The following is a 25,801-nucleotide window of genomic DNA, read 5'->3' as shown; positions in this document are numbered from 1 at the left end:
GCCGCACTCCTGATGATCGTCGCCTGCGCGACCAGTGCGATCGTCGGCGCGCTCCTGACCCACGACGCGGACACCTACGGCGACGACCACCTGCGGGTGACCGCCCACGTCGTACGGGTGCTGCGGACCCCCGTCGCGCGCGTCGGCCGTGGTCGGTCGTCCTCGGGGATCGGCCGAGCGAGATGCCGGGTCGCGAGTTCGATCAGGGCGGTCGAGGTCGCCGGCCAGATGCGGGCCGTGCTGTCCCGGCTGGCCGTGGCGAGATACTGGCCGTCCGGGCTGAAGGACAGGCCCCACACGGCTTCTTCGTGCCTCACTCGTGCCACCTCGGACGGCCCCTGGGCGCCACGCACGGACCATATTCGTACATCACCGTCCTGACACCCTGCCGCGAGGTGGCTGCCGTCAGGGCTGAAGGCCACCGACTCCACCACGGCGTCGTGCCGGATGCGCAATGGGGCATCTTCCCCGTGAACCGACCAGATGCGCGCGAATTCGCCGCTGGCCGTGGCCAGCCTCGTTCCCCCTCGTGCGAAGCTGACACCCCAGACGATGTCGGTGTGCCGCAGCACTCTGCGGACCTCACCATCGGCGATCGACCACACGCGTGCGCACCTGTCCGCGCAGGCCGTGGCCAGCAGCTTCCCGTCCGGGCTGAACTCGACACCCCATACCGTGTCGTCGTGGGGGAACCGCGCGATGAAGTTCCCGGTCTCGATCTCCCAGATGCGAGCGATCCGATCGGCGCCACCTGTAGCGAGCAGGCGTGAGTCGGGGCTCAGCGCGATGCTTCTTATCCAGTCGGGATGCGGTAGCTCCGCGATCTCACGGCCCGTGTCGAGTTCCCGCACGCGGGCGTAGCCGTCGGCACCCGCGCTGGCGAGCACCCTTCCGTCAGGGGAGAACGCCACGGACTGCGCAGGTCCCGTGTGGGAGTAGCCGGACATGCTGGTTCCCGACGCGACATCCCAGACCTGGACTTCGCCGCAATAGCATGCCGTGGCCGCCCGAGTGCCCCGGTGATCGAAGGCGACCGCCTCGACCCAGGAGTCATGCGTCAGGCGTGCGATCTCATCCGAGGCGTGGACATTCCACACACAGGCCGACGCATCGGCGCCGGCGGTGGCCAGCTTGGCCCCGTCCGGGCTGAAGACCACCCAGTTGACCGGTCCGTCATGCGTGACCCGTGCGGCTTCGTTTCCCGTACGCGCGTCCCAGACGTACGCGGTCCTGCTGTCCCCGGCGACGGCGAGCCGGGTGCCATCAGGACTGAAGGCGATGCTCTCCACTGAGCCTTCATGGTGCAGGTGCTGGATCGGTGTTCCGCTCTGCGCGTCCCAGATGCGTGCACTTCCGTCACGGCCGGCGGTGGCGAGAAGGCTGCCGTCCGGGCTGAAGGCCACGGTGCGAACCCAGCCGCCGTGCTTGAGCCGGTTCTCTTCCTGGATGCGGGTTCGCCCCTCGGTCGCGACGATATTGTTGATCCTTTCCGCCGTCCAGATCCGCGCCCGCTCGTCGCGGCTGGCCGAGGCGAGCGCGCCGTCGGCGCTGAAGACCACAGCACGGACCCATCCGTCGTGAGGCAGCCGCGCGATCTCCGCGCCGGTGGGGACGGTCCAGAGGCCCACGGTCGCGTCAGCGCTCGCAGTCGCGAGCACGCTGCCCTTGGGGTGGAACGCCAGATTGCGCACGACGTCGTCGTGCGCCATCGTCGCGACCAGACGCCCGCCACTGGGGTCCCACAACCGTGCCTTTCCGTCGCCGCACGCGGTGGCGAGGAATCGGCCGTCCGGGCTGAAGTCCACGGCCCATACGGTGTCGCTGTGCGGCAGCGAGGCGATGGGCCTTCCCGTCCACACGTCGTAGATCTTCGCCTGATCCTCGTGACCACCTGTGGCGAGGAGTTTCCCGTCGGGGCTGAAGGCGATCGACCAGACGGCCGTCGCGTTCCGGATGGTCACTCGCGCCCGTCCGGTGGCCGCCTCCCACACGCATACAGTGCCGTCGAAGCCCGCCGTCGCGAGATGGGATCCCTCGGGGCTGTACGCCACGCAGCGCACGGCGTCGTCGTGCTCAAGGCGAAGTCCGGGCTTCGTCGTGTTGGCGAGCGCCTCGCGCAGTGCCCGATCCCCCTTGAACAGGGGCATGCGCCGCAGGGAGCGGATGGCGAGCTCCAGCGCCGCGGTCGGGGTCTCCGTCGGGGAGAACCGGGCGAACTCGGATTGCTCGGCCAGGCGCGTCGCCTCGTTGTACGCGAGAAGGCGCTCTTGGTTGCGCTGTTCCTCACGGTGCACCTCCATGCTGTGGACGACGTAGGGCATGACGTCCATCGCATGGTGCGGATGCTCCTCCACCACCTGGAAGGCGCGATCGAGCAGCGGCGCGGGCAACACGAATTTGGGATCCCGGTTGTGTTCCTCCCATTGGGACTTGTAGCCCTGGATCACCCCCACCATGGCGAGGACCTCGCTGTCCCGTGCCAGCAAATCCTGCAGGCGATCCCAACCGCGGAGCAACGCCTCGTGGACGACTTCGACCGTCTCGCCGTTGAAGGTCACCAGCCGCTTGTCGTGCAGGATCCCGGCCACCTCCAGGTCGTCCGGCGAGAGCCGGTCCTGGCGCACCGGTTGTGCATAGTCGCTCGTGCCCGGAGTGACCAGCATGGTGAAAATCCGCTCTGCCGCGTCTCGCTGTCGTTTCGGGAGGCTGTCGATGACCTCGTCGGCGTACTTCGAAAGGGCGCTCACCCCGCCCATGTCGTCGTAGGTCTTCCGCGTCAGCCGCCGCGGTGGGTCCTGGAGGGGCCACATGCTGTGCAGCACGAACTGGAGGAGCGGCAGGCGTCCCGGCTGCCGGCCGAAATCCACGCAGAGCGCTTCGATCAGGTCCTCGTCGCACACCACGGGGTGTTCGGGATCGGCCAGGCGTGCGGGTTCGGTGATGGCGGTTCGGAGGTCCACATCGGAGAGCGCACGCAGCACCCGGGAACGCATCTGAAGATACCCACCGAGGCGTTGGTGCTGGAGCAGACCGCCGAAGTGCTCCTCCCGGATGGTCAGGACGACGGTGACGTCGGCCTGTTCCGACGGCCTCAGCTCGGTGGCGGTCTCCGCCAGCAGGTCGAGGAAGGCGGAACGTTCCTCTATGTCGCTGCAGCGCGTGAGAACCTCCTCGGCCTGGTCGACCACCACGACCAGCCGATCCACGCTCAGCCCGATCGCCAGCCGGCGCCCCGCGTCCCGCAGGCCCAGCTCCAGCAGGCGAGAACGCCACTGCTCGATCTGGGACTGCTGGACCTGGATGTCGCGGCCTTCGGCGGCGGCGAACTCACGTGCCAGCGCGAACATCGGCAGGTCTCCCGGCCGGAGGCGCACAGCGTGCACCGAGGATTCACGGCGGAGCCGGGGGATGAGCCCCGCGTTCACCACGGACGACTTCCCGCAGCCCGAAGGGCCCGTCACGGCGAGCAGCCTGCGGGACCTGGCGTCATCGACGAGTTGCTCGACGAAGTCGGCGCGGCCGAAGAACAGCTCGGCGTCCGGCTCTTCGAAGGGCAACAGCCCACGGTAGGGATTGCGGGGCGGCCGGTGAAGGACTGCGGGCCAGGCTGCGGCGAGCGCATGCAGTCCGATCATGTAGATCTGCTGGTCACCGGCGATGGCCTGGAGCATGCCCACGACCTCACCGCTGTCCGTGTGCCAGACCGGCCCCCCGCTGAACCCGGGCGCGGCCGTCATACGTGATGTGATTCGCTGATCGACCTGGCTGCGAACGGGGTCGGCCGCCCCGAGAAGCTCGCCGGTGACGTGCCCCATCATTCGCCGGTCATGCAGGAAACCCCATACCTGGACGGATGTCCCGGCCGGGCTACTGGACACGCGAAGCCTGGCCGGGGCAGTCGACGGAGGCGGCGGCTCCAGCAGCTCCAGGCCGGCGACGTCGCTCCACTCGAAGGGGTGGACACCGTCCGGCCGCCACCTGACGATCGCCGCCGGACGGACGTGGCTGTGGCGACCGTCGCCCCCGAGCGGAAAGTCGACGAAGATCAGAGTGCCATCCGGGGGTCCGGCCGATTCACGCCGTTCCCGGCCGAGCGCCGAGTTGATGACATGCGCGCATGTCACGATCTGTTTCTGACCGACCAGGAAGCCAAGGCCCACAGGCCGTTTGCCGTCTGCGAGGATGCGGACCGTCGCACGTTCCGGCCGGGATCCGCTTCCGGTCATGAGGCCGGATTCGGTGGAGCCCAGGTCATCGTGACGTTGAACGACGCTTCGGCGGTTCCCTTCGTGAAGATCAACCCCAACTCACCGCCGAACTTCAGGCCGAACTCCACCTGGATCTCCTTGGGCGGGCGAGCGGCCGTCTGGAGTTTCGTCATTATCGTTTCGATGACGGGTCTGATGTCGTCCAGAGCCGCTGACAGCGACCGCGAAGCCTCTTCCAGCCTTCCGTCGATACCCGAAGAGGCCAGCTCCAGCGCGTCATTTGCGTCTATTTCGGCTATTAGATAGTTACTAGTGCCGGATTGTCCGTCTCCGAGCGGAATGCGAACCTGGGTTGAACTCACCTTGCCTCCGAATGTCCCACAGATCCCGATATCAACGGTAATCGGTAAACGCTCCGGACGAGAGAGGGGTTGCGGTATTACGTACAATGTGATTCACGCGATGTGGGTGATCGGACCCCGCACCGGCCATCCTCGGAGGCTCCCCCATGCGTTCTCCGGCGTTCGCCGTCACGTTGCTGGTGGTCCACGCCGCCTCCCTGGGAGGTTCGGTGGTCATCCTTGTCGGCTCCCCCCTCGGAGCGGCCGGGTGGACGGCGGTCGGGCTGCTTGCGGTGTCGGGCCTGGCACTCCTGGTCGCGCTTCAGCACATCGTCCGGCAACTGCCCTTGAGCGTGGCGCAGCTGCAGGAAGCGGTGCACTCCCTCGCCAACGGCGAGTCCCGGCTGAAGGCGACCTATTACAAGGCCGACCGCGCCGAGGACATCGAAAGGCTGCACCGTGATGCGGGCGAAGTCATCCGCAGAGCCCCGCGCGGCGCCCAGATCTATGCCGTCAATTCCTATGTGGAGGTGTTCAAGGCGTCCAACGATCCGCGGTGGACGCATATCCAACGTGCCTACCTCAGCGAGTTCGAAAGGCGGTTCGGTGAGGTGACCTATCACCGGATCATCCAGTCCGACGGCAACGGCGACCGCAGCCCCGGACACCTCGCCGAACAACTCACGCCCGCCTACCTGCATCACTACCGGAGCATCGCCAGGCACAGCTCCAAATGGGGAGCGCAGCGCCTGCGCGTCGCCGAGGTTCGAGCAACTCTCCCCACGTCTTTCGTCCTGGTCAAACACGAGGACGGCGGCTCGATCATCTGGCAGATTCACAAACACGCCCCGAAACTGCGTGATCAGGACGCCGTCCAGATCATGGGGATTTTCATCATCACCGACCCGGAGGGTCTCTTCGTCCGGCACTTCATGTCGTGGTTCCGGGACATGGACCATCAGCAGCTGAGAACGCTGACGGAAACGGACCTGCAACCCCCCGACGTTGTCCCCGCGTCCGATTGAGGTGCCTCGGAAGGAGGCGCGATGGACCCCCACGAAAAGCTCATCAGAACACTCTTCTCGACGATCGACGCGAGTGACTGGGCCACGCTCAGGACACTGGTCACAAGCGACGTCGCCTATGACCGTCCAGGGTTCCCCGAGATCAACGGCGTGGACGATCTCTGTGACTTCTACCAGGCGAAGCGTCCGATCGGCGCGGGAGTCCACGAGTTGCGCTCCGTGATGAGCGGCGGGCTCCAGGGCTTCTGCTGGGGTCACTTCAGCGGCGTGTCCAGGGAGGGCGCACCGCTGAACGAACTTTTCGCCGACTGGTTCGAGTTCCACGACGGTCGGATCCACCGCCGCCGGACCTTCTTCTATCGGCCGGCCGTCTGAGCAGGTCCGGGTGACCGGGGGCGACAGCGGGGGCCTCGCACCGGCGGCATGCGAAAGGCCGGCGTGCCTTCGTACGGACGCCGGCTACTTTCGCTCACGCGGGCGCGGCCTCCTATGCCGTGCGGCCCGCCCCAGGCGCCGGGCCGGCGCCGGCGAGGCCGGAGGCGAGGTTCGCGGCTCGCTCGCGCACCTGCGGGATGATCTCCCGGGCGAAGAACTCCTGCTCACGCATGGTCGGCAGGCCGAGCAGCAGAGAGGTGAAGCCCGCCGCGACGATGCCGGTGAGCTGGTCCACCACCGCGTCGACGCCGCCGGTGACGAGCTCAGGGGTCGGTTGCCTGGAGGGATCGACGAGGACCCGGACGTTGCAGGCGCATGTGATCGAATCGGGGTCGCGCCCGGCGTCCCGCGCCGCCTGCCGTACGGCACGGCGCATGGCGGTGGCCTGCGCCAAAGAGATGCGCCCGAGCGAGGGCAGCCATCCGTCGGCCAGCTCCCCGGTGAGCGCCAGCGAGCGCGGGCCGTAGGAGCCGAGCCAGATCGGGATGGGCCGCCGGGCAGCAGGGGTGATGACCGCGTCCCGGACGGTGTAGTGGTCGCCGTGGAACGAGACCGGCTCCCCCGTCCACAGCCCGCGGATGATCCCGACAGCCTCCCGCAGCGCCGCGACCTTCTGTCCCGGACTGCGCGTGGCGAGCCCGAACGCGGCGAACTCGTGGTCGAAGCCGCCGCCCCCGAGACCGAGGACGAGCCGCCCGCCCGACAGCCGGTCGACCGTCTCGGCGGTCTTCGCCACGACGGGGGGCTCGCGGTAGGGCAGCCCGAGCACGTTGGTGCCGACCTCGATGGTCCTGGTGCGGGCGGCGATCCAGGACAAGGCGGTCAGCGGCTCCAGGCTGGGACGGCCGCCGTGCAGGTGGTCGCTCAAGGTGAACAGGTCGTAGCCCAGCTCGTCCGCGCTCTGCGCGAGGTCGAGCGTCTGGCCGGATGCGGTGGACGCGATCACGGCGGCGGCGAGCTGACTGCCCATGACGCTTCCCACGGTGCGGGCGATGTTGTTGATGCCGTTGGCGGTCCCGGTCCGGGCCGGCGGCACGATGTCGGCGATCAGCTCGTGACACGGATCAGCCATCCGCACGACCGCCGCGCCTGCCGGATCTCCCTCACGCCGGAGGGCGCGCGGCTCGGCGAGCAGGTGCACGCGGAGATCTGCGCGCGTCTGGACGTCCTGGGCGAGGAGATGCCGGAGGCCGACAGGCGCCGGATCGCCACGGCCCTCACGGGCGTGGTCGCGCGCTACACCACCTGAACGCACTGACCCACCGACGTCGGCGACAGGAACGACGCGAGGGGCGAGCCGGCCGCGGACGGCTCGCCCCTCATTCAGGGGGCCGGCCCCGTCAATCCCGGGCGGCGGGTGCGGCCCCCCGCGCGCCGGGGCGATACCAGAAGACGAGCGCGACGAGCAGGGCGATCACCAGGGCGCCGCAGGCCCAGACGAACACCGACGAGATGGTCTCGGCGAGACCAGCCGTGCCCTGCGTGAGCGGGATCAGCATCGCGGCCAGGCCGAGCGAGCCGCCGATCGTGAGCGCCGTCTGCAGCACCCCCGCGGTGACCCCGGCGTACTCCTGCGGCGCGGCGGTCAGGACGATCATGTTGAACGGAATGATCGCCACGCCGACGCCGAGCCCCATGACGACGAGGGCGGGGAGCACGCCGCCGGCGTAGGTGCTGCCGCCGTCGAGGCGGGTCAGCCAGGCCACTCCGGCCAGCACCACGAGCAGACCGGCGACGGCACGCGTCTTGAGACCTATCGCGGCGATGCGCTTGGTGAGGAGCTGGGTGCTGCCGAGCAGCGCCAGACCGAACGGCAGGATCGCGAGGCCGCTCTGCAGCGCGTTGAGGTGCAGCACGGCCTGGAGATACTGCACCAGGTAGATCAGGAAGCTCGTGAGCACGGCCGCGAGCGGCAGCAGGGCGAGGAAGGCGCCGGCCCGCTCGCGCCCGGCGAAGACGGCCAGGGGCAGCAGCGGCTCGCCGGCCCGCCGGTCCACCAGCAGGAGAACCACGGCCAGCACGACCGCGGCGCCGAGGGCGGTCAGCGTCCAGCGGTCGCCCCACCCGTTCTCGGCGGCCTGGACGAGGCCGTACACGGCGGCGGCGAGGGCGGCGGTGCTGAGCAGCGCGCTCGGCAGGCCGAGCGGACGGCGCCGGGTCGCCTCGTCCCGCAGGCCGAGGGCCCGGACGGCGACCGCGATGACGACCAGGCCGATGGGCACGTTCACCAGCAGGCTCCACCGCCAGTCCCCCGCCCACGTGAGCACGCCGCCGAGCACCATGCCGGCGGAGGCGCCGAGCCCGGTGACGGTGGAGTAGAGGCCGAAGGCCCGCTGCTGCCGCTCCCCCTCGAAGACGATCGCCAGCAGCGCCAGCCCGGTGGGACCGGCGATCGCCGCGCCGGCGCCCTGCAGGACCCGGCCCGCGAGCAGCACCTCCACGTTCGGCGCGAGCCCGGCGACCAGCGACGCCACCACGACCAGCCCGACCCCGGAGAGGAAGACCCTGCGATGCCCGAGCACGTCGCCGAGGCGGCCGGCGAACAGCAGGAGGCCGCCGAAGGCGAGGAAGAAGCCGTTCGGCACCCACGATCCCCCGGCCACCGACAGATCGAGGTCGGACTGGAGAGCCGGGAGCGCGACGTTCACGATCGTGCCGTCGAGCTGGAGCATGAACTCCGCCCCGACGATCGCCGCGAGCACGAGGGCCCAGGCGCGGCCGGCTCGCGGCACGCCGGCCGAGACGTCGCCGGAGGCGCTTTCTGTGGTCATCGGGACCTCCACGGTCTGCTGACTGGGGGCATCAGACTGAGGCGGCCTCAGGTTAGCGGGCGTACTTATACTGAGGTCGTCTCAGGTTAGGTGAGAGGATTTAAGCTGAGGCGTCCTCAGGATGTCAAGCGGGAGGTATCGGTGGACGGCAAGCCCTACATCGCCCGGCGCCCCAAGCGGGCCGACGGCCGGCGCAACTACGACGCGATCCTGGCCGCGGCCCGCAAGGCGTTCGAGAGCGCCGGGGCCGACGCCTCCCTGGAGGACATCGCGAGCCAGGCCGGGGTGGCGATCGGCACGCTGTACCGGCACTTCCCCACGCGGGCCTCACTGGTGGAGGCCGCGACCCGCGACGGCCTGGAGAACCTCGTCGCCCACGCGGAGCGACTGGCCGCCGGGCCGGATCCGCTCGACGCGCTGGTCGCCTGGATGCGCGAGGCGGTGGTCCACTTCAGCACCTTCCGCGGCCTGGTGGGCATCCTCGCGCAGAGCATGTACGACGAGGGCACGCCCTCCCACACGATGTGCAGCGCGATGCACCGCAGCGGCGCCGACCTGCTGCGCGCCGCCCAGGCGGCCGGCAGGGTGCGGCACGACCTGACCCCCGACGAGCTGTTCGACCTCCTCAGCGGCGCCGCCTGGGTGCGCGAGCAGGCGACCCCCGACCGGGACGGCAGCTCCCGCTTCCTCGAACTGATGCTGGAGGGCATCACCACGCGCGACTGACTCTCCGCGCGATCCCATCCGATCCGAGCGGATGCCCCGCCATGGCGCGGGGTCGTTCCGCCCGCTCCGCGCGTACGGATGGTCAACGGCGGGTCGTCGAACACCTCCACGCCGGCCGCCCCGGGATCCGCTCGGTCACGGGACCGGCAGGATCTGGCGCGGCCGGCCCGGAGGGGTGGCCCGGGGCTTCCACTCGCGCGGGTAGCCCAGGGAGACCTCCTCGAAGCGGACGCCGTCGTGCCAGGTGGTCCTCGGGATGTGCAGGTGGCCGTACACGACCGTGGCCGCGCGGAAGCGCAGGTGCCAGGCGGCGGTGGCCTCGGTGCCGCACCAGATGGCGAACTGCGGATACCTCAGGATCCGGGTCGGCTCGCGGACCAGGGGATAGTGGTTGACCAGGATCGCGGGCAGGCCGTCCGGCACCTCACGCAGCCGCCGCTCGGTCTCCTCCAGCCGCGCGGCGCACCACGCCTGCCGTGACGGGTACGGGTCGGGGTGCAGGAACATCTCGTCGCTGCACACCACCCCGGTCTCGTACGCGAGGGCGAGCGCCTCCTCCGCGGTCCGCACACCGGGGGTGCGGAAGGTGTAGTCGTAAAGGACGAACAGCGGGGCGATCACGGCGGGGCCGCCGGCGCCCTCCCAGACGGGATACGGGTCCTCGGGGGTCGTCACCCCCAGCGAGCGGCACACCTCGACCAGGCGGCGGTAGCGCGCGTCCCCGCGCAAAGTGACCGGGTCGCGGGGATGGGTCCACAATTCGTGGTTGCCCGGCGCCCACACGACCCGCGCCCAGCGCCCGGCCAGCAGGCGCATCGCCCACTCGAAGTCGGCCAGGATCTCGCACACGTCGCCGGCCACCAGCAGCCAGTCGTCCGGCGAGGACGGCCGCAGGCCCTCCAGGATCGCCCGGTTCTCGGGGTAACCGATGTGGAGGTCGCTGATGGCGAAGAGCCGTCCGCTAGACAAGGGCGGCCTCCCCCGACGCTCCCGCCTCCGCGGGCCCGCGTACGGACACCGGCAGGGCGGCCGCGCAGCGTTTCCCTCTCGGGCCTTCGGGTTCACCGTGGACGGCCAGGTCCCAGCGGGACCGCCGCTGCGGCCCAGAGACTTCGTCCGGACAATTCCATAAGGACCGTGTCATCGCCCCTCCATGACAGGCATGGGAGCACGGACACGGGCGCGGCGCCAAGCGCGGCGGCCCGACATGGGCGGCGGCCTCGCCGAGCTCGGCCAGGGCCCGGCCGCTTTTCCGGCACACCGGACCGGCACACCGGACCGGCACACCCGGACCGGCACGGTGAGGGTCAGTGCTTGCGCAGGAACTGCAACACCGCCAGCACGCGCCGGTGCTCCCGCTCGCCCGGGGGCAGGCCGAGTTTGGTGAAGACGCTGCGTACGTAGCCCTCGACGGTCTTCGGGCTGACGAACAGCTCCGTGGCCAGTGCCGCGTTGGTCAGCCCCTGGGCCATCAGCGCCAAGACCTCGCGCTCGCGATCGGTGAGCTCGGCGAGGGGGTCGTGTTCCCGGCGGCGGCCGACCAGCCGCGACACCAGCTCCGGGTCGATGACGACCTCGCCGGCCGCGACGCGGCGGATGTCGACGGCGAACGCTCCGAGGTCCGACACCCGGTCCTTGAGGAGGTAGCCGACCGCGCCGTCGAACTCGTTCATGAGCCGCAGCGCGTGGTGCACCTCGACGTACTGCGACAGCAGCATGAGCCCCACCTGCGGGGCGAAGGACCGGATCTCGGCGGCGGCCTCGATGCCCTCGTCGGCGAAGCCCGGCGGCATCCGCAGGTCGGTGATGACCACGGCGGGCGGATCCCGGCGCACCAGGCCGACCAGCTCGGCGCCGTGGCGTGCCCTGCCGATCACCTCGAAACCCATCTCGGTGAGGATGCGCGCCATCCCCTCGCGGAACAGCAGCGCGTCGTCGGCGACGATCACCCGCATGGCAGCACCGTCCTGAGCCGCGTCCCGCCACCGGCGGGGCTGTCGAGTTCGAGCCTGGCTCCCAGCGCGGCGACCCGGTCCGCGAGCCCCTGCAGCCCGCTGCCCGCCGCGGGCCGTGCGCCGCCGCGGCCGTCGTCGGTCACCGCGATCCGCAACCCATCACCGCCGGCGGTGACGTCGACGGTGACCACGCTCGCCGCCGAGTGCCGCGCCGCGTTGGTGATCGACTCGCTGACCAGGTAGTACGCCGTCGCCTCGATCTCGCGGGGCAGCCTGCTCCCGACGCTCACGCGCAGCCGTACGGGGATGGCGGACCTGTCGGCCACGGACGCCAGCGCGGCCTCCAGACCATCCTGCGCGAGCACCATGGGATGCAGGCCACGGGCCAGTTCGCGCAGATCCGCCGTGGCCTCCAGCAGGTGCGCGCGGGCGTCTTTGGCCCTGGACGCGAGGAGGCCGTCGCCTGACGACCTCGCCTGCTCGGCGAGAGCGCCGAGCTCCAGCCCCAGCGTCACCAGCCGGAGTTGCACGCCGTCGTGAAGATCGCGCTCCAGGCGCCGCCGTGCCGCGTCCTCAGCGGAGACGATGCGCCGCGCGGCCGCCTGCAACTGCCGGGCCTGCTCCTGCTGGAGGATCACCAGACCGGTCTGCGCGACCAGGTCCGCCAGCAGCCGCTCCTCGGCCGCGGTCAGGGGCTCGCCGGGCGGTTTGCGTACGGCGATCGCGCCGCGGGCGGCGTCCTGGTCGACGATCGGCCGCACATGCCAGCGCGGCCCGTGATGCGGCCCTTGACGCAGCCCGCTCAGGGGCGCCGGATCGGCCCGGCTCACGGGATGAGGCCAGCCCGCCCGCGCGACCATGCACGCCTCGTCGCCGACCCAGACGACCACCTCCCTCGCGCCGAGCGCGCTCGCGACCGTCGCGGCGATCCCGTCCAGCAGCTCCTCCGGCGCCGCGGTGAGCTGGGCGGACAGCCGGGACAGCGCCTCGTACGGCGTCGCCCGCGGGCCGTAGACGAGGCGGTCGGCCAGACGCTGGGCACGCCGCCGCAGCGGCTCGAACGCGACCGCGACGACGGCGGTCGCGAACAGCGACCGCCAGCGCTCCTCCACCGGCACCAGCCCGCCGACGCCGACCACGAGCGCGACATAGCCGGCGGTGACGAGCAGCAGCATCGCCCCGACGACGATGGTCTTGTTGATGACCGGGTCGATGTCGTAGAGCCGGTGCTTCAGGATCCCGAACGCGGCGGCGACCGGAACGAGCGGCAGGGCGAGCAACCCCGGCACCGGGCTGCCGAAGACCGCCAGCCCGGCCGCCAGGATCAGGATGTCCATCACGACCGCGAACACCAGCCACCGCATCCGGCGCGCCTCGTCACCGCCGGCACGCCGCAGGCGGACCACGATCGCGGCCGTCCCGAGCGCCTGGAAGAGCAGGTAGCCGAACTGCGCGTACTCCCACACCCCGGCGGCCGCCGCGGCTCCGGGCACGTCGAACGGGTGCGGCGCGACCAAACCGGTCCGGTCGTACTCCACCGGCCACACCGCGGAGGCCGCCGCCATCACGCCCGCCACCGCGGCCATGCCCCACGCGGCACGGCGCCATGTCCGGGAGAGCAGCCTGCCGTCGGGGAAGGCCATCAGCATCCAGCCGAACGCCGCGATCGCGAGCGGCAGCGGCCAGACGCCGACCCATCCCAGCCACGACGCCGCCGGCAACGGGCCTTCGTGCAGGCCGTACTGCCGGCCGAAGAACATCACGGCGTGCACCACACCCGTGGCGACGAACAGCCAGCCCTCCCGGTGCCGGGACCGCATCCGTACGACGTAGAGCCCGACCGCCGTCCACGACGCCGCGATCAGCCCGTTGTGGGCGTTCGCGAGGTGGAACCCGAGATGCCACCCGTAGGTGACGAGCACGGCGACCACCAGCGCCACCACGCCGAGTGCTGCCTCGCGGGCTGCCGGCGGGGCGTCCTCGTACGCGTTCGGCGCTGCGGCCACACCGGAATGGTGACACAGCCGGCCATCCCTGCGAATGAGGGTTTTCCCTGCGGAAGAGCAGGGTGCGCACGCAGCGAAAAGCAGGGTGCGCACGCAGCGGAAAAGCAGGGTGTGCACGCATCCGCGAAGGACGCCCTTCGGCCACCGTTGACCCATCGACGGCCTGCACGAGGAGGCAGCCATGAGCACGCCGGTCACAACACGCCCTTCCACCGTCTCGCGGCTCGACCGGGCCGGCGGCGCCTGCCTGGTGCTGGGCGGCGTCGCCTTCGTCGCCGGCGGCGCCACCCATCCCGGCGACAGCGGCCAGGGCGACAAGGTCCAGCAGTTGCACGAGATGCTCGTGCAGCCGAGCTGGTATCCCTCCCACGCACTGCTGCTGCTCTCGATGGTCCTGTTCACCGCCGGGGTATTCGCGATCTCACGCCGCGGCCTCGGCGCGAGCATGGCCACGGCGGCCAAGGTCGTCACCGGCATCGGGGTCCTCGCCACCGCCGGCATGGCCGCGCACCTGTTCGCCGCGCTGGGGGCCGATTCCCTCGTGGCGGGCCGGCCGACGGCCGTCTACACGCTGCAGACCTGGAACGAGACGATCATCGACACGCTCTGGGCACTGAGCATCGTGTTCCTCGCCGTCGCCGGCGGGCTCACCCGTACGGCCGGCAACCGCGTCACGCTCGCGCTCGGCCTGGCCGGCGGGCTGGCCTACGCGCTCGCCTCCGCCACCATCGCCTTCACCGACCGGTTCGACCCCCTGTTCCCGGTCGGGTCGCTCATCGGCGTCTGGGCCGTCGCCGTCGGAGTGATGGCGATGATCCGGAAATGACCCCCGAGTATCCGCCTGACCCGGTCGTCACCCCTCGGTGCCGATGGCCTCCTCCGGCGCGGGAGAATGCAGGCATGGTCGAACAGAGCAAATGGATGCGGAAAGTCACCGCCGACCCCGGTCACTCCACCTGGTTCATCGAGCGCTTCCGCTCCATGGCTCGCGCCGGTGACGACCTCGCCGGGGAGGCCCGCCTCGTGGACGCCATGGTGCCGCGCCGCGCCCGCATCCTCGACGCCGGCTGCGGGTCCGGCCGGGTCGGCGGCGCGCTGGCCGAGGCCGGCCACGACGTCGTCGGTGTCGATGTCGACCCGGCTCTGATCGAGGCCGCGGAGCAGGACCACCCCGGGCCGCTGTGGATGGTCGGCGACCTGGCCGAACTCGACCTTCCCGCGCAGGGCGTCACCGCACCGTTCGATGCCGTCGTCTGCGCCGGGAACGTGATGACGTTCCTCGCGCCGAGCACCCGCCGTGACGTGCTGCGACGGTTCCGCGCGCACCTCACGCCGGACGGCCGGGCCGCGATCGGCTTCGGCGCCGACCGCGGCTACGAGTTCGGCGAGTTCCTCGCGGACGCGGCCGCCTGCGGGTTCGAACCCGACCTGCTGCTGTCCACCTGGGACCTGCGTCCGTTCCGGGACGACTCCAGCTTCCTGGTCGCCCTGCTCCGCCCGGCCTGACAGGGCGCCCGGGTCGTCTGCTCCCAGAGTGCCTCGGGTGGAGGCATCCGGTACATCGTCGGCAGTGTGGCACCGCAGCGACCGGTTCACCTGGCGGCGGGACGGCAGAGCCTGGGCCCTCCTCGGGGTGCTGCCGCTGGTCTACCTGGCCGGTCATTGGCTGCCGCAAACGGCTACCCCGGTGGTCGGCTTCGGGGGCCGTGACTACGTTGCCTGCTGCTTCATGTTCGACGGCCCTAGCCGGGCCTTGTCCGACTGGGCGACTGTGGCGATGAGCATCGGCGCCGTGGTCATGACGGTGCTGGCCGGGCTCGTCGTGAACCGGCGCCTGGCCGGCGGTCTGTTCCTCGGGGTGGTCGTGGCGCTGATGCCGATCGAGCTCGCACCCCCCGAGGAGGGGACCGTGCTACTCCCCGGGTTCTGGATAGCGCTCGCGGCTGTCGCCGCGATGACCGCCCTCGCCCTGGTGCTCCTCGCCTGGAAGGAGACGAGCCATCCCTGATGGCACCACGTCCATCCGCCTGATGCCGGGAGGGGTCAGGCCTGTGGCGCTCTGCGTTGCAGGGACTTGGGAACGAGGTACTCCTCGACGCCGTACGCGCCGCGCTCGCGCCCATAGCCGGAGTCCTTGACGCCGCCGAACGGCGCGTCCCACACGGTCGGCGCGTCGCTCTGGATCACGCCGCCGACGCGAAGGCGCCGGGCGACGCGCTCGAAGCGGGCATCGTCATCGGTCCACACGCGGGCGATGAGGCCGAACCGCGTCCCCTCTGCGAGCTCGATCGCATGCGCCTCGTCGTCGGCGGGCTGGATCGCGAGCACGGGCCCGAACACCTCCTCCTGCACGATCGGCGCGCCCGGGTCGTCGGCCACGACCACCGTGGGTGGCGCGTACCAGCCGCGCGTGAGGTGGGAGACGTCCTTCGCCGCGACCGTGCGCACCCCCGCGGTCTTCCCGGCGACGCGGAGGTGCTCGGCCACTCTGTCGCGTTGTTCCCGGCTCGCCAGCGGCCCGACGGTGCTCGCCGCGTCGGAGGGGTCGCCCACGACGACCTGCTCCAGCACGGCGCGCACCTCGTCCTCGGCCTCTGCGAGGAGGCGGCGCGGAATGATCAGCCGGGACAGCGCCGCACACGTCTGCCCCGCGTTGCCGAAGCAGCTTGCGGTCGTGTGCCGCACCGCCGCCCGCACCTTCTCCTCGTCGTCGTCGAGGACGATCGCGGCGCTCTTTCCGCCCAGCTCCAGCGACGTGCGCGTGCCCCACCGGGCAGCGGCCATGGCGACCTTGCGCCCGGCCGCGACGGACCCGGTGAAGGAGACGAAGTCCGCGCGCGGATGGCCCGCGACCGCGCCGCCCACGCTCGCGCCGCCGCCGCAGACGACGTTCAGCACGCCCGCGGGAAGCCCGGCCTCGGCGAACGCCTCCGCCACGAGGAACGTCGTGAGCGGCGCGACCTCCGCCGGCTTGAGCACGACGGCGCAGCCGGCGGCGATCGCCGGCGCCACCTTCAGGGCCACCTGGAACAGCGGATAGTTCCACGGGGTGATCGCGCCGACGACGCCGGCGGGCTCCCGGACGACGTCCGAGCCGCCGATCTGCTCGCGCTCCGTGATCGCGTCGAGAGCCGCGGCCGCCGTGAGACGCATGGCCGTGAGGCCCAGGCCGACCTGCGCGCCGCGGACCTGGCTCGCCACGGTGCCGACCTCCGCCTGCATCGTGACGGCGAGGTCGTCCGCCATGCCTTCCAGGATGTCGGCGGCCTTCGCGAGCACGGCGACGCGATCGGCGGGCGAGACGTCCGCCCACCGCCGCTGCGCGCGTGCGGCCGAGTCGAACGCGCGGTCGACGTCCTCCCCGGTCGCGGACCGCACCCTGGCGATCTCCTCACCGGTCGCGGAGTCGTCCACCGGCACGTACGTCGTCCCCGACGCGGCGGCCCGGGTGTTGTCCAGCCACAGCGAATCGTCGACGGTGCCCCTGGGTGATGCCATGAATCCAGCCTTCCTGGATCGTGAGTCGGGTAAGGCCCTGAATGTGCCGCTCAGCCGATGGACGGCTCCGCCAGGAGCTTCCACGGGGAGGGGACGTCACCGATCGGAACCTCGATGAGCACCGGCGCGTCCGTCCCGCGGGCGTTGCGGATCGCGGCGGCGAGCGCGTCCGGCGTGGTGACCCGCTCGGCCGCGACGCCGAACTCTCCGGCCAGGGCGACGAAGTCGGGGTTGTTGAGCTCCACGCCGATGGTGCGGCCGAACGTCTCGGTCTGGATGCGCTGGACATTGCCGAACGCGTCGTTGCGGAACACCACGGTCACGAGCCCGACAGCGTACTTGGCGGCGGTGGACAGCTCCTGCAGCGCCCACCCGAAACCACCGTCGCCGTTGATCGAGACGACCTGCCGGCCCCGGGCTCCGATGGCCGCGCCGAGGCCGGTCGGGAACCCGTAGCCGAGCGTGCCCTGGTAGCCGGGCGTCACGTAGGTCCCCGGCTGGTAGACGGGGAACGCCAGGCGCGCCGCGTAGCCGATCTGCGTGAGCTCCTCGACGAAGACGCCGTCGTCGGGCAGGGCCGCGCGGATCGCCCGCAGCCACTCCACCTGCGGCGCGATCACGCGAAGGGCGTCGTGTTCCCGCTTGCGGTGACCGTCGAGATCCGGCGCCTCACGCGTGCCCTCGGGGAGGGCGGCGGCGATCGCCTCCAGCGCGGCCCTGGCGTCGGCGATGACGGCGACGTCGAACGCGCGGGGCGCGTCCACGTCGGCGGGGTCGGCGTTGATCGCGATGAGGCGGCGGCGTCCGGGCCGGACGACCGGCTGCCCGGTCATGGTGACGAAGCGGGTGCCGACGGCGAGCACGACGTCGGCGTCCGCGAGGACGTCCGCACCGGCCAGGCGCGACAGGGCGAGCGGGTGCCGGTCGCTGATGGCGCCCTTGCCGTTCCTGCTGGTGACGACGGGCGCGCCGAGGCGCTCGGCGAGCGCCTGGAGCGCGGCGCCGGAGGCGGCGTCGCGCACCCCTCCCCCCGCGACGATCACGGGCCGTTCGGCGGCGGCGAGGAGCTCGGCGGCACGGTCGACCGCGCCCTCGTCGATCTCACCGGGGAGGTCGCCCCCGGGGGCCGCCACCCCGGCGGTCGTCTTCGCCTGGAGCACGTCCGGCGGGATCTCGATGCCGACGGGCCGCGGGCGTCCGCTGGAGACCTGCCTGAACGCTTCGCGTACGAGACCGGGGATCTCCTCGGGCGACATCGCGATCCCGTTCCACTTGGTGAGCGAACGGAGAAGGTCCGACTGCCCCGGGATCTCGTGCAGCATGCCGAGACCCCGGCCGATGGCCGGCGAGGGGATCTGACCGGCGATGCAGACGACGGGGCCGTTCGTCGCGTACGCCGTCGACAGCGCCGCGGCGGCGTTAAGAAGCCCGGGCCCGGGGACGACCATGCAGACACCGGGCCTGCCTGCCACCCGCGCGTAGCCGTCCGCCATGTATGCGGCGCCCTGCTCGTGCCGTGCCGAGATGAAGTCGATCGACTCGCGGTGCTGCGCGAGACCGTCCATCGCGTAGTCGAGCTGGATCCCGGGAACGCCGAAGATCGTTTGAACGCCCTCGGCGATCAGCTGTTCGGCGAGGAGCTCTCCACCGGTCTTCGTCATTGTCTTACCTTTCCTCCGCTGCTGAGCGGGTGTGATGCGGGGCTTCTACGGGAGTGCCTCGAACCGCTAGATGGCGCTGAGGTCCCGCTTCCGGCCCTCCGATGCGATCAGGGTCGCCACGAGGCAGACGGCGAGGACACCCATCCACACCCAGCCGAGCACGGCGATTCCCCCGCCGACGGCGACCAGGGAGGTCGCGATGAGCGGCGTGAAGCCCGAGCCGAGCGCCGAGGCGGTCTGGAAGCACAGCGAGGCGCCGGTGAACCGCAGGCGCGTGGGGAACAGCTCCGCCAGGAACGCGGCGAGCGGGCCGAGGATGAATCCCTGGATGAACTGGCCGACGATGACGGCGACGGCGAAGCCCCCCGCGGTGCCCGTCTGGATCAGGGTGAGCATCGGGAAGACGAAGATCAGCGCTGCGACGATGCCGATGGTCAGGGGCAGGCGACGCCCCCAGCGGTCGCTCAGCCGGGCGCTGATGATGGCCGCGACGAGGAGGGCGATCGAGCCGAAGATCTTCAGGTTCAGGATGGTCGTGCGGTCGGCCCCGAGCTCGACGCTGTGGTTGACCGCCCATGAGGTGGCGATGCCGTCGATGGTCAGCTGGCTGATCGCGACGATGATGCCGAGCGCGGCCTGCGACGGATAGCGGCGCAGGACCTCCAGGATCGGCACCTTCCGCTTCTCCGCCTCCAGGTCCAGCGACTTGAACAGCGGGCTCTCGCTGACCTTCAGGCGGATCGTCATCCCGACCACGACGAGCAGGACGCTGAACAGGAAGGGAATGCGCCATCCCCAGGAGAGGAACTGGTCCTGCGGGAGGCTGGAGGCGAGGGAGATGGAGCCGGTGGCGAGCATCGCGCCGGCCGGTGCGCCGAGGCTCGCGAACGAGGCCGCGAAACCGCGCTTGGCGCCGGGCGAGTTCTCCAGGGCGATGAGCATGGCCCCGCCCCACTCGCCGCCGACGGCCACCCCCTGCAGGACCCGGCAGAGGACGAGGAGGATCGGCGCCAGGACACCGACGGTGGCGGTGGCGGGAAGGAGCCCGATCGCCGTGGTCGAGATGCCCATGAGGAGCATGGTGGTGACGAGCACGCCCTTGCGGCCGAGCCGGTCGCCGAAGTGGCCGAAGATCACGCCTCCGAGCGGCCGCCCGACGTACCCGACGGCGAGCGTGACGAAGGACGCGATGGTCGCCATGGTCGGCGAGAGGTTGTCGAAGAAGACGTGCGGGAAGACGACCGCGGCCGCGATGACGTACAGGACGAAGTCGTAGAACTCGATCACGCTGCCGCTGAAGCTGGACATCAGGACACGTCGCATCGGGCCGTGCCAGAGCGAGTCGGATCGGTCCTGCGGCGTGACGGTCATGTTCGATTCCATGGGGGGTCTTTCAGGTATGGCCGCGACGGTGTGTCAGCGGAGGGACGGTGTGTCAGCGGAGGTCGGTGTGTCAGCGGAGGTCGGTGGAGAGGACGGGGAGGGCGCCGAGGAGCTGCTCGGTGTCCTCCGGGGAGCCGACGGTCACGCGTATGCCGCCGCCGATCGGGCGCACGAGCACGCCCTTCGCCGCGCATTCCCCGGCCACCTCCGCGGCCGATTCGCCCAGCGGGAGGAAGACGAAGTTCGCCGCGGATTCGACCACGGTCCATCCGCGGGAGCGGAGCGCCGCGGTGAGGCGTGCGCGCTCCGCCACGATCGCCGCCACGCGACGCCCGGACTCGGCCACCTGCTCCGGCCGGAGCGCGGCCAGCGCCCCCGCGACGGCGACGGCGTCGATGCGGAACGGCACTCCCAGGCGCGACACGTAGCTCATCACCTCGCCGTCGCCGATGGCGTAGCCGATGCGCAGGCCGGCGAGGCCGTGGGCCTTGCTGAGCGTGCGGACGACGATCACGTTCGGATGCCCGTCCACCAGCTCCAGGCCGTCGACGTCCGTCGCGAACTCGACGTACGCCTCGTCGAGGACGACGGCGACGTCCTCGGGCACGCGTGCCAGGAAGTCCGTGAGCTCCGCGTTCGTGTACGCCGTGCCCGTCGGGTTGTTCGGGTTGCAGATGACGACGACCCGGGTGCGCTCGGTGACGGCGTCCCGCATGGCGTCCAGGTCGTGTGCGTGCCCCAGCAGCGGAACGGCGACCGGCACGGCCGCGTTGGCGACGGCGGCGGTGCGGTAATAGGGAAAGCTCGGCTCGGCGAAGACCACCTCGGAACCGGTGTCGGCGAGGACGCCGACGATGTCCCGCAGCAGCGCGGTGGAACCGTTCGCGACCGCGATGTGGCCGGACGGCCGGCCGACGTGCGCCGCGATGGCGGCGCGAAGCTCGGCGTATTGCATGTCCGGATAGCGGTGTGCGTCATCGAGCGCGGCCCGCATCGCGTCCACGATCGCCGCCTGCGGAGGCCAGGGGACCTCGTTGGACGCGAGGCGCGCCTGTCTGCGCGTCTGTCCGCGTTCGGGACGTCGGCCCGGCACGTACGGAGGCAGTCCTTCGAGCCGGTGGGCGATCCTCAGTGATCCCACGTCTCTCCTTCGGTGAACGATCGCCGCCCGCGTGCCGTCGTCGTGGCCCCGCGGTCGGTTGCACCACATTGCGCCCACCAGTGGGATTACGGCAATCACAAATATCCGGCTAAACAATTCAAAAAATCGAAACTTCAGTCACGGCCGTCGCACTCGGAGGGGCGCAGCCCCTGCACCGTCGGGGCCCGTCGCCCCTCAGAGCATTCCGGTCTTGCTCACGGGCATGCCGTCGCGCGAGGCGAAATGACCCGCGACCGCTTCGCGGCAGTACGCCCGCAGCGCTTCGACCCGGGCGGTGCGCCGGGCGCCGGGCGCCGTGGCGAGCACGATGTGGTTCGGGGGGATCTCGTCCGCGATGGGGCGATACACGATCGGCTTGCCGTCGTAGGTCAGGTCGCCGTGGGGACGGCCCATGATGATCGTGTAGCCGAGGCCCCGCGCGACGAGTGAGCGGATCGTCTCGACGTTCGCGCTCCGCCAGCGCACGCGGGGCGTGATGCCGGCGTTGCGCAGGATCTCCTCCACGTGGTCGGTGGCCGGGCGCATGGCGAGGAGGACGGCGTACTCGTCGCGCAGGGCGCTGAGCCAGACCTTGTCCTGGCCGGCCAGCGGATGATCGGGCGAGACGGCGAGCTGCAGCCTCACGGGGGCGAGGCGCTGCACGTCGACCTCGGCGACGACGTGGTTCTCGTACAGGAGGGCCGCGTCCAGCCTTCCCTCGGTCAGGAGCGTCTGGAGCGCCGCCGACGCCCCCTCCTCCAGCTGGAGATCGATCGCGGGGTGATGCTCGGCGAAATACTCCGCCATCTGCGGGAACAGCCACGGGGACAGCGTCGTGAAGATCCCCACCCGCAGCGGGCCGCTCAGCTCGCCGCGGATGGTCGCGGCCATCTCCTGGATGTCCTCGAGGCTGCGGGCGATCACCCGGGCGGTCTCGTAGACGCTCCGCCCGGCATCGGTGATCTCCACGCCCTTGCCGCGCGTGCGCAGCGTGAGCTGGACGTCGAGGAGCTCCTCCAGCTGCGTGATGGCGAGGGAGACCCCGCCGGCGGACACGTGCAGTCTCCTCGCCGCCTCGGTGACCGAGCCGCTCTCGACGACGGCGCAGAAGTACTGGAGCTGCCTGAGCGAGAGCGCCGACGCTCCGTTCACTTTAGTCTCCTTGAACTATCAATCCTGATAGTTGTCATTGCTTGATGAAGTTGGTGCCCGCACACTCGATGTGTCCCTCCATCGAGGTTCGTCATGGAGCGCCCCCGATCCCCCTACCAGGAATGCGACGATGCCCGCCGAACGTCCGACCAGGCCCCATGCCGGGGCGGTCTCGACTCTACGCACCCCTGACGTGGGGCCGGCGCGTGCCGTTCCTCCTGAGCGTGGCACCGTCCGTCATCCCCGCATGCAACCAGCGCGATCTCGCCGTGATCCGCTGACCGATGGGAGTCCCCTACAGTGACCAACTCCACCACCTTCGACGCCGACGTCATCATCGTCGGCGGGGGACCCGTCGGCCTGCTGGCCGCGATGGAGCTGGACGCGCACGGAGTGTCGGCGATCGTCATCGAGGAGAACCCCTACCTCGACGCCCCGAACGTCAAGTGCAACCACGTGGCCGCCCGCACGATGGAGGCGTTCCGACGCTTCGGGCTGGCCGGCAGGGTGCGCTCGGCCGGCCTGCCCGCCGATCACCCCCAGGACGTCGCCTTCCTCACCGCGGTGACCGGCAGGGAGTTCGGCCGCATCCCGATCCCCTCCGCCTCCGCGCGTCGCGACGGCACCGGGCGGGGCCCCGACACCACCTGGGCGGCCGCCGAGCCGGCGCATCGCGTCAACCAGCGGTTCCTCGAACCCGTCCTGGAGGAGCACGTGGCCTCCCTCCGGCACGTCAGCCTCCGCAACGAGGTCAGGGCCGTCGCGGTCGCCCAGGACGAGCACGGCGTGACGGTGGAGATCGTCCCGGTGGGCACGCAGGAGACGGCGACTCTCCGCGGCCGTTATCTCGTCGGCGCCGACGGCGGCCGCTCGCTCGTACGCAAGACCATCGGGTCGCGGTTCGACGGCGACCCCGTCCTGCAGCACGTCCAGTCGACGTGCATCAGGATGCCGGACCTGTACGACCACATGTCGGCGGGCAAGGCGTGGGGCTACTACGTCTACAACGGCCGCCGGAACGGCCACGTCTACTCCATCGACGGCGTCGAGACGTTCCTGATCCACACCTATCTGAGCCCGGAGGAGGCCGAGCGCGAGGAGGTCGACCGCGACCGCGCGATCCGCGACATCCTCGGGCTCTCCGACGACCAGTCCTACGAGTTCGTCTCCCGAGAGGACTGGATCGCCCGCCGTCTCGTGGCCGACCGGTTCCGCGACGGCCGCGTCTTCATCGCCGGTGACGCCGCTCATCTCTGGGTGCCGTACGGCGGCTATGGCATGAACGCCGGCATCGCCGACGGTCTCAACCTGTCGTGGCTGCTGAGCGCCGTGATCACCGGCTGGGCGGACGAGTCGATCCTGGACGCCTACGAGGCCGAGCGCCTGCCGATCACCGACCAGGTGTCCCGATTCGCGATGTCCCACCTGCGGAAGATCGCCGACACGGACGTGCCCGCCGGCCTGGAGGCCGACGGCCCCGAGGGGGACGCCGCCCGCGAGGCCTTCGGGAAGCTCGCGTACGACCTGAACGTGCAGCAGTTCGCCGCCGCGGGCCTCAACTTCGGATACAGCTACGCCGGCAGCCCGATCATCGTTCCGGACGGCCGGGCGCCCGAATACACGATGGGCACCTACACGCCCTCCACGGTGCCGGGCTGCCGCCTCCCCCACCACTGGCTCGCGGACGGCTCGTCGCTCTACGACCACCTCGGCCCGTGGTACACCCTCGTGGCGCTCGACCACTTCGACGCCGCGGAGCGGTGGGCGCAGGAGGCACGCGCCGCCGGCCTGCCCGTCATCGTGGTCCGGTTCCCCGAAGGCGCCCAGGACCCCGCGTACACGACGCCGTTCGTCGTCGCCCGCCGCGACCAGCACGTGGCGTGGCGGGGAACCGCGCTGCCGCCGGACGTCGCCGTCTTCGCCGCCCGCCTCGGTGCCGCGCACCGCTCGCCCCGCGCTCGGAGTGGGCAGGGCGTCGGCGTCGTCACCACCTCCACCCGCTGAGATCGTCTGCAGACGCGCGAAGGTCACACCATGAGCACCGCACATCCTTCTCTTCCCGGCCGGCCGGGGAAGATCATTGCCGTCCACGTCAGCCACGAGTCGCGCGCGGCGCAGCGCGGCCGCCGCCCCGCCGCGCCTTCGTACTTCTTCAAGCCGTCGAGCTCCCTCGCGGCCTCGGGCGACGCGGTCGAACGGCCCGAGGGCACGGAGCTGCTCGCCTTCGAGGGCGAGATCGCCCTCGTCATCGGCACGCCCGCGCGCCGCGTCGCCCCCGCCGACGCCTGGAGCCACGTGGCATGGGTGACGGCGTCGAACGACTGGGGGCTGTACGACCTGCGCGCCAACGACAAGGGGTCGAACGTCCGCAACAAGGGCCGCGACGGCTACACGCCCGTCGGCCCGCGGCTCATCGACGCGCGCGCGGTCGACCCCGCCGCGCTGCGCGTACGGACGTGGCTGAACGGCGAGCTCGTCCAGGAGGGTGAGGCCGGCGGCCTCATCTTCCCGTTCGCCCAGATCATCGCCGACCTCTCCCAGCACCTCACCCTCGAAACCGGCGACGTCGTCCTCACCGGCACCCCGGCCGGAGCTTCGGTGGCCGTCCCCGGAGACGTCGTCGAGGTCGAGGTCGACGCGCCGGGCGGGCCGAGCTCGGGCAGGCTGGTCAGCCGTGTGATCGACGGCCCCGGCGGCTTCGATCCCGCCGTCGGTTCCCTCCCCGCGGTCGACGACCTCCAGCGCGAGGAGGCGTGGGGTTCGCGCGAGGCGGCAGGGCTGCCCGCCGCCGTCCCGGTCATCTCCCCCGGGCTGCGCGACAAGCTGCTCAAGGCGCCCGTCGCCGGGCTGTCGCAGCAGCTGCGCAGGCGCGGCCTCGACAACGTCTCGATGGACGGCCTGCGCGCGACCCGGCCGGGCACCAAGCTCGTCGGCGTCGCCACGACGCTGCGTTTCGTCCCGAATCGCGAGGACCTCTTCCGCAGTCACGGCCGCGGCTACAACGCGCAGAAGCGCGCCTTCGACTACGTGCGGGAGGGCGAGGTCATCGTCATCGAGGCGCGCGGCGAGCGCGGTGCCGGCACCCTCGGCGACGTGCTCGCCCTGCGCGCCCTCGCACGCGGCGCGGCGGGTGTCGTCACGGACGGCGGCGTGCGCGACTACGCGACGGTCGCCGGCCTCGACCTGCCCGTCTTCAGCCAGGGGCCGCACCCCGCCGTGCTCGGCCGCAGGCACGTGCCGTGGGACACCGGCCTCACGATCGCGTGCGGCGGCGCCACGGTGCAGCCCGGCGACGTCATCGTGGGCGACGACGACGGCGTCGTCGTGATCCCCCCGGCGATCGCCGAGGAGGTGGCCGACGCCGCGCTCGCCCAGGAGGCCGAGGACGCGTGGATCGCCGAGCAGGTCGCCGCGGGTCACCCCGTCGACGGCCTGTTCCCCATGAACGCGGAATGGCGCGCGAAATACGAGGCGGCCACCGAGGACGGGGCCTGACGAC

At 71.2% G+C, this 25,801-nt stretch carries 21 protein-coding genes; 9 read left to right on the top strand and 12 right to left on the bottom strand.

All coding sequences use genetic code 11. From position 1 onward, the window contains the following. Positions 1-74: 74 nt before the first annotated feature. Positions 75-4,226 (bottom strand): nSTAND1 domain-containing NTPase, encoded by a 4,152-nt coding sequence (locus tag FLX08_RS22440; RefSeq protein WP_142620992.1) that lies wholly within the window; start codon positions 4,224-4,226, stop codon positions 75-77. Then, positions 4,223-4,570, bottom strand: coding sequence for a CU044_2847 family protein (locus FLX08_RS22435; protein ID WP_142620990.1), 348 nt, complete (start codon positions 4,568-4,570; stop codon positions 4,223-4,225). Before FLX08_RS22435 ends, FLX08_RS22440 begins: the two co-directional genes overlap by 4 nt. 146 nt (positions 4,571-4,716) lie before the next feature. Here FLX08_RS22435 and FLX08_RS22430 point away from each other — a divergent pair, with 146 nt between their 5' ends. Both FLX08_RS22430 and FLX08_RS22425 read left to right on the top strand, forming a co-directional pair. Beyond that, positions 4,717-5,574 (top strand): hypothetical protein, encoded by an 858-nt coding sequence (locus FLX08_RS22430; protein WP_142620988.1) that lies wholly within the window; start codon positions 4,717-4,719, stop codon positions 5,572-5,574. 21 nt (positions 5,575-5,595) lie between these two features. Next, the gene (locus FLX08_RS22425) at positions 5,596-5,949 is read left to right on the top strand and encodes a nuclear transport factor 2 family protein (RefSeq protein WP_142620986.1); all 354 of its coding nucleotides are present in this window, start codon (positions 5,596-5,598) and stop codon (positions 5,947-5,949) included. Between the two features lie 112 nt (positions 5,950-6,061). Here FLX08_RS22425 and FLX08_RS22420 read toward each other — a convergent pair whose 3' ends face one another. After that, positions 6,062-7,081, bottom strand: a complete 1,020-nt coding sequence (locus tag FLX08_RS22420; RefSeq protein WP_142620984.1) for an LLM class flavin-dependent oxidoreductase — start codon at positions 7,079-7,081, stop codon at positions 6,062-6,064. On the opposite strand from FLX08_RS22420, the gene FLX08_RS22415 reads away from it, so the two are divergent. Then, the gene (locus FLX08_RS22415; protein ID WP_142620982.1) at positions 7,064-7,258 is read left to right on the top strand and encodes a helix-turn-helix domain-containing protein; all 195 of its coding nucleotides are present in this window, start codon (positions 7,064-7,066) and stop codon (positions 7,256-7,258) included. The genes FLX08_RS22420 and FLX08_RS22415 overlap by 18 nt on opposite strands. 91 nt (positions 7,259-7,349) lie before the next feature. Here the strand turns inward: FLX08_RS22415 and FLX08_RS22410 are convergent, their stop codons facing one another. Then, entirely contained in the window at positions 7,350-8,780 is a 1,431-nt protein-coding gene (locus FLX08_RS22410) for an MFS transporter (RefSeq protein ID WP_142620980.1), read from the bottom strand. Between the two features lie 141 nt (positions 8,781-8,921). Here FLX08_RS22410 and FLX08_RS22405 point away from each other — a divergent pair, with 141 nt between their 5' ends. After that, positions 8,922-9,506 carry a TetR/AcrR family transcriptional regulator gene (locus FLX08_RS22405; RefSeq protein ID WP_142620978.1) on the top strand — a complete coding sequence of 195 codons (585 nt, stop codon included), beginning with the start codon at positions 8,922-8,924 and terminating at the stop codon, positions 9,504-9,506. 135 nt (positions 9,507-9,641) lie between these two features. On the opposite strand, the gene FLX08_RS22400 is transcribed toward FLX08_RS22405, so the two are convergent. The 3 genes from FLX08_RS22400 to FLX08_RS22390 form a co-directional block, all read right to left on the bottom strand. Continuing rightward, positions 9,642-10,475, bottom strand: coding sequence for a metallophosphoesterase family protein (locus FLX08_RS22400; RefSeq protein ID WP_142620976.1), 834 nt, complete (start codon positions 10,473-10,475; stop codon positions 9,642-9,644). A 338-nt stretch (positions 10,476-10,813) separates the two neighbouring features. Next, positions 10,814-11,461 (bottom strand): response regulator transcription factor, encoded by a 648-nt coding sequence (locus tag FLX08_RS22395; protein WP_142620974.1) that lies wholly within the window; start codon positions 11,459-11,461, stop codon positions 10,814-10,816. After that, positions 11,452-13,467 carry a sensor histidine kinase gene (locus tag FLX08_RS22390; protein WP_142620972.1) on the bottom strand — a complete coding sequence of 672 codons (2,016 nt, stop codon included), beginning with the start codon at positions 13,465-13,467 and terminating at the stop codon, positions 11,452-11,454. Before FLX08_RS22390 ends, FLX08_RS22395 begins: the two co-directional genes overlap by 10 nt. 181 nt (positions 13,468-13,648) lie before the next feature. On the opposite strand from FLX08_RS22390, the gene FLX08_RS22385 reads away from it, so the two are divergent. The 3 genes from FLX08_RS22385 (at position 13,649) to FLX08_RS22375 (ending at position 15,475) form a co-directional block, all read left to right on the top strand. Further along, the gene (locus FLX08_RS22385) at positions 13,649-14,293 is read left to right on the top strand and encodes a hypothetical protein (protein ID WP_142620970.1); all 645 of its coding nucleotides are present in this window, start codon (positions 13,649-13,651) and stop codon (positions 14,291-14,293) included. 74 nt (positions 14,294-14,367) lie between these two features. Beyond that, positions 14,368-14,973 carry a class I SAM-dependent methyltransferase gene (locus FLX08_RS22380; RefSeq protein WP_142620968.1) on the top strand — a complete coding sequence of 202 codons (606 nt, stop codon included), beginning with the start codon at positions 14,368-14,370 and terminating at the stop codon, positions 14,971-14,973. Positions 14,974-15,037: 64 nt separating this feature from the next. Continuing rightward, positions 15,038-15,475: a hypothetical protein gene (locus FLX08_RS22375; protein WP_142620967.1), complete on the top strand. Its 438-nt coding sequence runs from the start codon at positions 15,038-15,040 to the stop codon at positions 15,473-15,475. Positions 15,476-15,510: 35 nt separating this feature from the next. Here FLX08_RS22375 and FLX08_RS22370 read toward each other — a convergent pair whose 3' ends face one another. The 5 genes from FLX08_RS22370 to FLX08_RS22350 form a co-directional block, all read right to left on the bottom strand. After that, a complete protein-coding gene (locus FLX08_RS22370) occupies positions 15,511-16,965 on the bottom strand; it encodes an aldehyde dehydrogenase family protein (RefSeq protein WP_142620965.1) in 1,455 nt (484 codons plus the stop codon). A gap of 50 nt (positions 16,966-17,015) precedes the next feature. Further along, complete coding sequence (locus FLX08_RS22365) at positions 17,016-18,626, bottom strand: thiamine pyrophosphate-binding protein (RefSeq protein ID WP_142620964.1); 1,611 nt, start codon at positions 18,624-18,626, stop codon at positions 17,016-17,018. Positions 18,627-18,692: 66 nt separating this feature from the next. Beyond that, positions 18,693-19,997 (bottom strand): MFS transporter, encoded by a 1,305-nt coding sequence (locus FLX08_RS22360; protein ID WP_167530528.1) that lies wholly within the window; start codon positions 19,995-19,997, stop codon positions 18,693-18,695. 82 nt (positions 19,998-20,079) lie between these two features. Further along, on the bottom strand, positions 20,080-21,150 hold the full coding sequence (gene hisC / locus FLX08_RS22355) for a histidinol-phosphate transaminase (protein ID WP_167530527.1): 1,071 nt from the start codon (positions 21,148-21,150) through the stop codon (positions 20,080-20,082). Between the two features lie 195 nt (positions 21,151-21,345). Further along, complete coding sequence (locus tag FLX08_RS22350; protein ID WP_142620958.1) at positions 21,346-22,302, bottom strand: LysR family transcriptional regulator; 957 nt, start codon at positions 22,300-22,302, stop codon at positions 21,346-21,348. A gap of 300 nt (positions 22,303-22,602) precedes the next feature. On the opposite strand from FLX08_RS22350, the gene FLX08_RS22345 reads away from it, so the two are divergent. Both FLX08_RS22345 and FLX08_RS22340 read left to right on the top strand, forming a co-directional pair. Further along, the gene (locus FLX08_RS22345) at positions 22,603-24,306 is read left to right on the top strand and encodes an FAD-dependent monooxygenase (RefSeq protein WP_142620956.1); all 1,704 of its coding nucleotides are present in this window, start codon (positions 22,603-22,605) and stop codon (positions 24,304-24,306) included. A gap of 30 nt (positions 24,307-24,336) precedes the next feature. After that, the gene (locus FLX08_RS22340; RefSeq protein ID WP_142620954.1) at positions 24,337-25,797 is read left to right on the top strand and encodes a fumarylacetoacetate hydrolase family protein; all 1,461 of its coding nucleotides are present in this window, start codon (positions 24,337-24,339) and stop codon (positions 25,795-25,797) included. Positions 25,798-25,801: the final 4 nt, after the last annotated feature.

Source organism: Microbispora hainanensis, from assembly GCF_006874475.1.
GTDB lineage: Bacteria > Actinomycetota > Actinomycetes > Streptosporangiales > Streptosporangiaceae > Microbispora > Microbispora hainanensis.
The sequence above is the reverse complement of the archived record's forward strand: the minus strand, read 5'-3'. Positions and strand labels throughout refer to the sequence as shown.

Excerpts from the sequence above, each read along its gene's own strand:
- FLX08_RS22440 (WP_142620992.1), bottom strand. The coding sequence starts at position 4,226 with ATGACCGGAAGCGGATCCCGGCCGGAACGTGCGACGGTCCGCATCCTC.
- FLX08_RS22430 (WP_142620988.1), top strand. The coding sequence starts at position 4,717 with ATGCGTTCTCCGGCGTTCGCCGTCACGTTGCTGGTGGTCCACGCCGCC.
- FLX08_RS22425 (WP_142620986.1), top strand. The coding sequence starts at position 5,596 with ATGGACCCCCACGAAAAGCTCATCAGAACACTCTTCTCGACGATCGAC.
- FLX08_RS22420 (WP_142620984.1), bottom strand. The coding sequence starts at position 7,081 with ATGGCTGATCCGTGTCACGAGCTGATCGCCGACATCGTGCCGCCGGCC.
- FLX08_RS22410 (WP_142620980.1), bottom strand. The coding sequence starts at position 8,780 with ATGACCACAGAAAGCGCCTCCGGCGACGTCTCGGCCGGCGTGCCGCGA.
- FLX08_RS22395 (WP_142620974.1), bottom strand. The coding sequence starts at position 11,461 with ATGCGGGTGATCGTCGCCGACGACGCGCTGCTGTTCCGCGAGGGGATG.
- FLX08_RS22385 (WP_142620970.1), top strand. The coding sequence starts at position 13,649 with ATGAGCACGCCGGTCACAACACGCCCTTCCACCGTCTCGCGGCTCGAC.
- FLX08_RS22380 (WP_142620968.1), top strand. The coding sequence starts at position 14,368 with ATGGTCGAACAGAGCAAATGGATGCGGAAAGTCACCGCCGACCCCGGT.
- FLX08_RS22370 (WP_142620965.1), bottom strand. The coding sequence starts at position 16,965 with ATGGCATCACCCAGGGGCACCGTCGACGATTCGCTGTGGCTGGACAAC.
- FLX08_RS22365 (WP_142620964.1), bottom strand. The coding sequence starts at position 18,626 with ATGACGAAGACCGGTGGAGAGCTCCTCGCCGAACAGCTGATCGCCGAG.
- FLX08_RS22360 (WP_167530528.1), bottom strand. The coding sequence starts at position 19,997 with ATGACCGTCACGCCGCAGGACCGATCCGACTCGCTCTGGCACGGCCCG.
- FLX08_RS22340 (WP_142620954.1), top strand. The coding sequence starts at position 24,337 with ATGAGCACCGCACATCCTTCTCTTCCCGGCCGGCCGGGGAAGATCATT.